The organism is Methylobacterium sp. WL6 (assembly GCF_008040095.1).
Classification (GTDB): Bacteria; Pseudomonadota; Alphaproteobacteria; order Rhizobiales; family Beijerinckiaceae; genus Methylobacterium.
On the sequence record NZ_VRVH01000202.1, the window covers coordinates 1 to 8465 of the forward strand.

Consider the following 8465-nt stretch of genomic DNA (forward strand, 5'->3'; position numbering starts at 1 on the left):
ATGGTGAGGAGGGCGCCGGCGCCGTCGCGGCGCAGGCTCGCGCCGATCAGCACGGTGCCGGCCGGCAGGGCCGGGACCAGGCGTGCGTCGCTCTCGGTCAGCCGGCTCGACCCGAAGCTGGTCTCGGTGCCGGCGCTCGCCGTGAAGGAGACCAGCAGCCCGAGGCCGGCCATCCAGGGCGTGAAGGCGGTGCCGAGCCCGATGAGGCCCCGTCCGCGTCGTCCTCGTCTCGTGCCCACGCCGAACCGACCCGTACTGGAAAAGCCACGCCCGACGATCCTCCCGGCTGGTTCCGGTACGAGGATGGCGGTCGCGGATTTATCGCGCGGTATGGTTGCGGAGGGGTTAAAGGCACCCGATCGACGGTTGCCCTCAGGCGGCGCGGACGACCGCGATGTCGAAGGTCGGGCCGTGCGGGCCCATGCGCTCGCGCATGGTGATGCGGTCGTCGGGCGTCAGGGTCCCGAGCGGCACGTCCCGGTCCGGCAGCACCACCGTCGTCGCCTTGTTGAGGTGGACCAGCACGTGGCGCTTCATCGGCAGCGAGGCCGCGGCCCAGGCCTTCAGCTGCCCGTAATACGGCTCGCGCGTCCACGCCTTCGGCTGGCCGGGGTCGACCTGCACGTTCATGTTGCGGTTCACCGGATCGAGGCTGAGCACCATCTTGGCGCGGTCGGGCTTCCACTCGGGGCCGAGCCAGCTTTCCGTCATCCACAGGCAGTGGAAGGCGCGGCAATGGTCGGGCCGGTCGGCATGGATCGCGCAGCCGCGCCCTGCCCGGGTGTGGCGGCACCATTGCCCGGCGACGCTCTCGACCGCAGGCACGTCGTAGACCTTGCAGCACAGCGTGCAGGCGCCGCAGGCGCGGCCGGGGGCCGGCATCGCGACGATGGTGGCGGGATCGAGCATCGCGTCGAGGCTCCGCGGTTACGAAAGGGGCCCGGCCGAGGCCGCGCGGTTCTGCCGGGGTACCTGAGCCCGCATCGGGTCGGTAGTGTGGCGGGCCTACGCGCCACAGCACCGGATCGCCCGCATGCTCTCGAACCTCGCCGTCCGCGACGTCGAAACCCTGATCCACCCCTACACCAATCTCGATGCGCACCGGGGCGCCGGGCCGCTGGTGCTCGAGCGCGGCGAGGGCGTCCATGTCTACGACACGGAAGGCCGCCCCTACATCGAGGGCATGGCGGGGCTATGGTGCACGGCGCTCGGCTACTCCAACGGCGAGCTCGTCGAGGCCGCCCGCGCGCAGATGGGCAAGCTCCCGTTCACCCACCTGTTCTCCGGCCGCAGCCACGATCCGGCGATCGAGCTGGCCGAGGTGCTGAAGGAGCTGATGCCGGTCCCGACCTCGAAGATCTTCTTCACCTCGTCGGGATCGGAGGCGAACGACACGCAGGTCAAGCTGGCCTGGTACCTGAACAATGCGCTGGGCCGGCCGAAGAAGAAGAAGATCATCGGGCGCCAGCGCGGCTATCACGGCGTCACCATCGCCACCGCCTCGATGACCGGGCTGCCGGCCAACCACACCGACTGGGACCTGCCGCTGCCGGGCTTCCTCCATGTCGGCTGCCCGCACGTCTACCGGTTTGCCGAGCCCGGCGAGACGGAGGCGGCGTTCTCGCAGCGGCTGGCCGACGAGCTCGAGGCCACGATCCTGCGCGAGGGGCCGGAGACGGTGGCCGCCTTCGTCGCCGAGCCGGTGATGGGCGCCGGCGGCGCCATCGTCCCGCCGGAGGGCTACTTCGCGGCGATCCAGGCGGTGCTCGCCCGCTACGACGTGCGCTTCATCGCCGACGAGGTGATCTGCGGCTTCGGCCGCCTCGGCACCTGGTTCGGCAGCGAGGCGCTGGGGATGCGGCCGGACACACTCTCCTTCGCCAAGGCCCTGACCTCGGGCTACGTGCCGCTCGGCGGCGTCTCGATCGACGAGCCGCTCTACGAGGCGATGCGCGAGCAGAGCCGGAAGATCGGCACCTTCGGGCACGGCACCACCTATTCCGGCCACCCGGTCGCCTGCGCCGTCGCCCTGAAGACCATCGAGATCTACAAGCGCGAGCGCATCGTCGAGGGCGTGGCGGCGAAGGCGCCGCACTTCCAGGCGCGGCTGTCCGCGTTGGCCGAGCACCCGATCGTCGGCGAGGCGCGCGGCCTCGGCCTGATCGGCGGGCTCGAGATCGTCGCCGACAAGGCTTCGCGCCGGCAGTACGAGCCGAAGGCCGGGGTGGCCGCCCGCTGCGTCGCCTTCGCGCAAGCGGAAGGGCTGATCGTGCGCTTCCTGATGGGTGACCGCATCGCCGTCTGCCCGCCGCTGATCATCACCGCGGACGAGATCGACGCCCTGTTCGACCGCCTGACACGGGGGCTCGACCGGACCGCGGCGTGGATCCGCGCCGAAGGGCTGGAGGCGATGCCATCCCTCTAGCACCGTACTGCGCCCCCTGGAATGCTGCGACGCGGCAGCGCTTTCTTAAGCCTGCGTTCATCCAGGCTGCACCCTTATCGTTCATCCGCCGGCTCAGGACCCGGGGGATGATCTCGAATCGCCCGCCACCGCCCTGGAGCGGCGTGGGGGCACGAAGCGACGGCGCGACCGTCACGCGAACGACCACAGGACGCAAACCCATGTACGCCCCCGATGCGATGCAAGGTTCGGAGATGCAGGCCCAGGCTCACGAGCCCGAGCGCCGGCAGATGGACCAGGCCGAGGCCCGCTACGGCTTCCGTCCCCTCGCGCTTCCGGCGCTCGCCGCCGCCGCCCACTCGGTGAAGCCGGCCGGCAAGGTCGCCCCGCGGACCAACCGCAAGGGCGTGCTCGGCATCGTGCACGAGGATGCGCCGATCGACTGACCGATCGCGCGAACCGCCCCGTTCCCGACGGTTCGGTTCAGACTTTCTCGACGGGTTCGCGTCTTCGTCGCCCGCTCCCAGCCCGCGCCGCGCTTTCGCCGAAGTGCCGCGCTAGGAGCGCCCGACAGACGCGAACCCGAGGCTTCCATGCTGATCCTGCCGAGCCGCAGGCAGGTCCTGACCGGAATCGGCGGCACCTTCGCTGCGGCGGGGCTTTCGACCGGCGCCTACGCCTTCGGCGTCGAGCCGCTGCATCGCCTCGTGGTGACCCGCTACGCCCCGCGCCTGCCGGGTTGGGCGCCGGGGCTCGCCCTCAAGGTCGCGGTGCTCGCCGACTTCCACGTCTGCGAGCCGTTCATGCCGCTCGACCGCGTCGCCGAGATCGTCGACGCGACGAACGCGCTGTCGCCCGACCTGATCCTCATGCTCGGCGACTATCCGGCCGCCGGCCGCATCGCCTGGAAGCGCGTGCCGCTGCCCGAGTTCGCGCGGCTCGCCGCGGGCCTGCGCGCGCCGCTCGGCACCTACTCGATCCTCGGCAACCACGATTGGTGGGACGACGCGGCCGCCCAGGCGGCCCGCGGCGGCGTGCCGGAAGCACGCCGCGTGCTCGAGGCGGTCGGCATCCCGGTGATGGAGAACGACGCGCTGCGCCTTTCCAAGGACGGGCACCCGTTCTGGATCGCGGGGCTGGGCGACCAGCAGCCGTTCCTGGTCTTCGACGACGACAGCGGTCGCGACGACCTGCCCGCGACGATGGCCAAGGTGACCGACGCGGCGCCGGTGATCCTGATGATCCACGAGCCGGACGCCTTCGTCGACGTGCCGGAGCGGGTGTCGCTGACGCTTGCCGGGCACACCCATGGCGGCCAGATCCGCCTGCTCGGCCGTTCGCCGGCGATCCGCCCGATCCACGGGCACGACTATTCCTACGGCCACGTCGTCACCGACGGGCGCCACATGATCGTCTCGGGCGGGTTCGGCGTCAGCCGCATCCCGGTCCGCCTCGGCGTGCCGCCCGAGATCGTTCTGCTCGAGCTCGGGTCGAGCCCGTCGCCCACCGCCTGAGCGGCGAGACGCCTCACGCGCCGGCGCTGGCCGTTTCGCGCACGCACGCTACGTTCCCGGCATGCGCGCGCTCCTCGTCGGCCTCATCCTCGCCCTGCCCGTCCCGGCGCTCGCCGACGAATGCGGCGACCTGATCGACAAGGTCGCCAAGGCGACGACGGCGAGTCCCGGCAACCGCAGCGCCGACTTCGCCAACTTCACGGCCGGCGACGGCACCACCCTGACGCTGTCCTGCGGCGGCCCGCAGCTCTCGTCGGTCGGCGCGCAGTTCCGCGGCGACGCCCCGCCCGACGGCTACTACGCCCTGTTCGGCAAGGCCGGCCACGCCGTCACCGGCATCGCGGCCGACGTGATCGAGGCGGCGGCCCACAAGGCCCGCGAGGCCGCGAGCCGCCTGCGCCACAGCAACGTCGACGCCGGCGGCGCCCGCATCACCTGCTCCGTCTCGGGCACCGACAAGGGCCCCCTGACGATGTGCGCCGTGATCGAGCACAGCGACCGGAGCTGAGCGCGGAGGGCCGCCTCAATCGGCCGCCTGCTCCAACGTGCGGGCGACCCACTTGTTGAGGCTGATTCCGGCCCGGCGTGCCGACGAGACCAGCGCGCGATGCAGGCCCGGCTCGACGCGCACCACGAACTGCCCGGAAAAGGCCTTCTCCGGCTCTTCCCCGCGCCCGGCGCAGAAGGCTAGGTAATCCTCGACGCTGTCGGCGAGCGCCTGCTTCAGCTCGTCGACGGACTGGCCCTGGAACGTGATCACGTCGCGGAGATCCAAGACCTCGCCGTGAAAGATATCGGCTTCCGCATCGTATTCGACGGAGGCTTCGTAGTTCCGATACTGCATCGTCGTCATGGCGTGACTCCAGCCTCGATCAGGAAGCGTCGCACCGACTTGACCGCGACCTTGTCCGTCTCCTTCTGCGGATGAGGCCGGTGAAACACCGCCCGCACCCCGTGCAGGGCCACCCGGATCCGCGACCCGCGGCCTTCCGTGATCTCCGCGCCGCACGCGCTCATCAGGGCCTCGATGTCGGACCAGACGACACCCGAGCGCACGGGGTCGGCGAAGATCGCCGCCAGCGTCGTCCGATGCCGTCCGCCGAGCTTCATATGATATCAGCAGCCAGTATCACAAGACGTGCCTTCGCGGTGCGGTCGACGACCCGCACCTCGTTGCCTCCCACCCTCAGAGCGGGATGTTGTCGTGCTTCTTCCAGGGCTGCTCCATCTCCTTGGTGCGCAGCATGCCCAGCGCCCGCGCGATGCGCTTGCGGGTGGAATGCGGCATGATCACCTCGTCGATGTAGCCGCGCTCGGCCGCCACGAACGGCGACAGGAAGCGGTCCTCGTACTCGCCGGTGCGCGCGGCGATCTTGTCGGTGTCGCCGAGCTCGCTGCGGAAGATGATCTCGACGGCGCCCTTGGCGCCCATCACCGCGATCTGCGCGGTCGGCCAGGCGTAGTTCAGGTCGGCGCCGACGTGCTTGGAGGCCATCACGTCGTAGGCGCCGCCGAAGGCCTTTCGCGTGATGATCGTCACCAGCGGCACCGTCGCCTGCGAGTAGGCGAACAGCAGCTTGGCGCCGTGCTTGATCAGGCCGCCGTATTCCTGCGCGGTGCCCGGCAGGAAGCCCGGAACGTCGACGAAGGTCACGATCGGGATCGAGAAGGCGTCGCAGAAGCGCACGAAGCGGGCGGCCTTGCGCGAGGCGTCCGAGTCGAGGACGCCCGCCAGCACCATCGGCTGGTTGGCCACGAACCCGACCGTGCGGCCCTCGATCCGGCCGAAGCCGGTCATGATGTTGCGGGCGTAGGCCGCCTGGATCTCGAAGAAGTCGCCCTCGTCGACGACCCGGCGAATCAGCTCGCCCATGTCGTAGGGCTTGTTCGGGTTGCCCGGGATCAGCGTGTCGAGCGACTTGTCGAGCCGCAGCGGGTCGTCGAAGCTCTCGATCTCCGGCACGCCGTCGATGTTGTTGGCCGGGAGGAAGTCGAGCAGCCGGCGGATCTGGAGGATTGCCTCGACGTCGTTCTCGAACGCGCCGTCGGCGATCGACGACTTCGTGGTGTGGACCTTGGCCCCGCCGAGCTCTTCCGCGGTGACGACCTCGTTGGTGACGGTCTTCACCACGTCGGGGCCCGTGACGAACATGTAGCTCGTGTCGCGGACCATGAAGATGAAGTCGGTCATCGCCGGCGAGTAGACGTCGCCGCCCGCGCACGGCCCCATGATCACCGAGATCTGCGGGATGACGCCGGACGCCGCGACGTTGCGCCGGAACACCTCGCCGTAGCCGCCGAGGGCCGCCACGCCCTCCTGGATGCGCGCGCCGCCGGCATCGAAGATGCCGATGATCGGGGCGCGCATCTTCAGGGCCATGTCTTGGACCTTGATGATCTTCTGCGCGTGCGTCTCGGAGAGCGAGCCGCCGAACACGGTGAAGTCCTTCGAGAACAGGAACACGGTGCGGCCGTTGACCGTGCCCCAGCCGGTGACGACGCCGTCGCCGGGGATCTTCTGCTTCTCCATTCCGAAATCGGTCGAGCGGTGCTGCACGAACATATCGAACTCTTCGAACGACCCGTGGTCGAGCAGGAGCTCGATGCGCTCGCGCGCCGTGAGCTTGCCGCGCTTGTGCTGGGCGTCGACCCGCTTCTCGCCGCCGCCGAGGCGGGCGAGCGACCGGCGCTCCTCGAGCTTTTCCAGTATGTCCTTCATGGGTCGAGCGGTCCTGCCTCGGGCGTCGGAAGAGTCTTGTCTTGCCTAAGCTGGCCGAGGAGGCCGGCCCGCTCAAGCTTCGAAGCGCCTTAGCACGCGGTTCCGCGCCGGGGAATTGAACCTGATTTGGCGAGGCGACAAGGCGAATTTTCCGGTGCGCGACCGCTCCGGCAAAGCCTGGCCCACCACCTCGCCGGGCGCGCCAGCGCGACCACTTCGCTCAGCGCGCGAGCGCCGCCACCTCGGCCGCGGCCAGGAACTCGACCTTGCGCCCGGCGAGCCGGGTCGCGGCATCCTCGTCGGCGCCCCAGACGGCAGCCTGGTAGGTCTCGTCGACATGGGCCGCGTCCCAACCCTCCTCCGCGGTGAGGCGGCCGGCGAGCACCGCCAGCGCGATCAGCAGAGAGCCGGTCAAGGTCGTCAGGGTGTGGAAGGCGGCGAGCCGGAACGGGTCGTCGATCGCCGACACCGCCCGGCGCAGGGCCGCGACCGAATTGTCCGGCTGCGTGACGTGCATCACGCCCTCGCTCAGGATCAGCCGGGCGCCCAGCGCCTCGCGCGCCCACGCGACGATCGGGTCCCAGGCTTCGGCTTGCGCCGCGACCAAGCGCTCGGGCGAGCCGGCGCGATAGGCGACGAGGTCGGTGCCGGCGTAGGGCCACAGATCCTCGGCCACCGCCGCCATGCGCGGGGCGACGCCGTCGATCGCGGTGTTGATCAGCCGAGTGAACGGCATCCTGGCCGGGTCGATGGTCTCGCCCTGCGCCGCCCACTCGGCGGCGAGGCGCTCGGCCAGCGCCCGCGTCGGCGCCGCCAGCGGGTTGCGCGCCGGCGTGTTGGCCGGGCGTCCGTCCAGCGTCAGGCGGAAGCCGCCCGCGCCCTCCGCGAACTCGGTCTCCTTGTAGAAGCGCTTTGGCAGCACCGGCTTGCCGTGGTCGCGCACCGCCCGCATCGGGTCGGGGCGCGGGGTGTCGGAGGGCTGGCCCAGCCAGTCTTGCGTGACGTCGTCGCTCATGGTTCGGAGATAGGCGATCGGGTGCGGTTTCGCGAGCCCGATCAGCCGCCGGACCCGTCCCGGAACAGGTCGCCGAGGGCCGAGGCCGTGTCCACGACGGTCACGGCGCCGGCGCCGAACAGGGCGCCGGCGGGATGATAGCCCCAGGCGACGCCGATGGCCGCGGCGCCCGCCGCCACCGCCATCGCCATGTCGTAGCTGGTGTCCCCGACCATCACGGTCGCCGACGGGCCGACGCCCGCCTCCGCCATCGCCTGGAGCAGCATCGCGGGATCGGGCTTCGAGGGTGCGTCGTCGGCGGTCTGGGTGGTGGCGAACCACCCTTCCCAGCCGTTGAAGGCGACGAGGTGGTCGACGCCGCGCCGCGACTTGCCGGTGGCGATGCCGAGCCGCACGTCGTCGCGGGCGTGCAGCCGCGCGATCAGCTCGCCCATGCCGGGAAACAGCGGCTCCTCGTAGTCTGGGTCGAGCCGGAGGGCGTTGAACGCACGCTTGTAGCTCTCGGACAGCTCGGCGACCGGGCCGTCGTCCCCGACGAGGCGCCGGAACGCCTGGGGCAGCGAGAGGCCGACTACGGAAAGCGATTCGGCGCGGCTCGGCGCCGGAAGCCCATTCTCGGCGAACGCCGTGCCCTGCGCGGCGACGATCAGGTGCTGGCTGTCGACCAGGGTGCCGTCGACGTCGAAGACGACGAGCTTCACGTGCCGGGACGGCAGGGCCGCCTCACGGCCTGCGCTCCGCGGGAGCCGGCGCCGATGGCGTCGGCGGGACGGACACGGGCGCCGTCGCGGGAGTCGGTGCGGCCGTCGGGGC

At 70.8% G+C, this 8465-nt stretch carries 10 protein-coding genes and 1 pseudogene; 4 read left to right on the top strand and 7 right to left on the bottom strand.

What is annotated here, in order from left to right:
• Together FV230_RS20490 and FV230_RS20495 are read right to left on the bottom strand one after the other, a co-directional pair.
• A pseudogene (locus FV230_RS20490) lies at positions 1–239 on the bottom strand (hypothetical protein); the annotation flags it as partial.
• Positions 240–372: 133 nt separating this feature from the next.
• Positions 373–909 carry a hypothetical protein gene (locus FV230_RS20495; RefSeq protein ID WP_147843704.1) on the bottom strand — a complete coding sequence of 179 codons (537 nt, stop codon included), beginning with the start codon at positions 907–909 and terminating at the stop codon, positions 373–375.
• Positions 910–1033: 124 nt separating this feature from the next.
• On the opposite strand from FV230_RS20495, the gene FV230_RS20500 reads away from it, so the two are divergent.
• From FV230_RS20500 to FV230_RS20515, 4 genes are all read left to right on the top strand, one after another.
• Positions 1034–2425 carry an aminotransferase gene (locus FV230_RS20500; protein WP_147843705.1) on the top strand — a complete coding sequence of 464 codons (1392 nt, stop codon included), beginning with the start codon at positions 1034–1036 and terminating at the stop codon, positions 2423–2425.
• A 200-nt stretch (positions 2426–2625) separates the two neighbouring features.
• Positions 2626–2850: a hypothetical protein gene (locus FV230_RS20505; RefSeq protein WP_147843706.1), complete on the top strand. Its 225-nt coding sequence runs from the start codon at positions 2626–2628 to the stop codon at positions 2848–2850.
• A gap of 147 nt (positions 2851–2997) precedes the next feature.
• Complete coding sequence (locus FV230_RS20510; protein WP_147727899.1) at positions 2998–3918, top strand: metallophosphoesterase; 921 nt, start codon at positions 2998–3000, stop codon at positions 3916–3918.
• A gap of 61 nt (positions 3919–3979) precedes the next feature.
• Positions 3980–4426, top strand: a complete 447-nt coding sequence (locus FV230_RS20515; protein WP_147843707.1) for an ABC transporter ATPase — start codon at positions 3980–3982, stop codon at positions 4424–4426.
• Between the two features lie 15 nt (positions 4427–4441).
• On the opposite strand, the gene FV230_RS20520 is transcribed toward FV230_RS20515, so the two are convergent.
• The 5 genes from FV230_RS20520 to FV230_RS20540 form a co-directional block, all read right to left on the bottom strand.
• Positions 4442–4771 (bottom strand): type II toxin-antitoxin system HicB family antitoxin, encoded by a 330-nt coding sequence (locus tag FV230_RS20520; protein ID WP_147843708.1) that lies wholly within the window; start codon positions 4769–4771, stop codon positions 4442–4444.
• A complete protein-coding gene (locus FV230_RS20525) occupies positions 4768–5028 on the bottom strand; it encodes a type II toxin-antitoxin system HicA family toxin (protein WP_147843709.1) in 261 nt (86 codons plus the stop codon). The genes FV230_RS20520 and FV230_RS20525 overlap by 4 nt, the downstream gene beginning before the upstream one ends.
• A gap of 76 nt (positions 5029–5104) precedes the next feature.
• A complete protein-coding gene (locus tag FV230_RS20530; protein ID WP_147843710.1) occupies positions 5105–6637 on the bottom strand; it encodes an acyl-CoA carboxylase subunit beta in 1533 nt (510 codons plus the stop codon).
• Between the two features lie 220 nt (positions 6638–6857).
• Positions 6858–7652: an ATP12 family protein gene (locus tag FV230_RS20535; protein WP_147843711.1), complete on the bottom strand. Its 795-nt coding sequence runs from the start codon at positions 7650–7652 to the stop codon at positions 6858–6860.
• Between the two features lie 41 nt (positions 7653–7693).
• Complete coding sequence (locus FV230_RS20540; protein ID WP_147729967.1) at positions 7694–8353, bottom strand: HAD-IA family hydrolase; 660 nt, start codon at positions 8351–8353, stop codon at positions 7694–7696.
• Positions 8354–8465 lie beyond the last annotated feature (112 nt).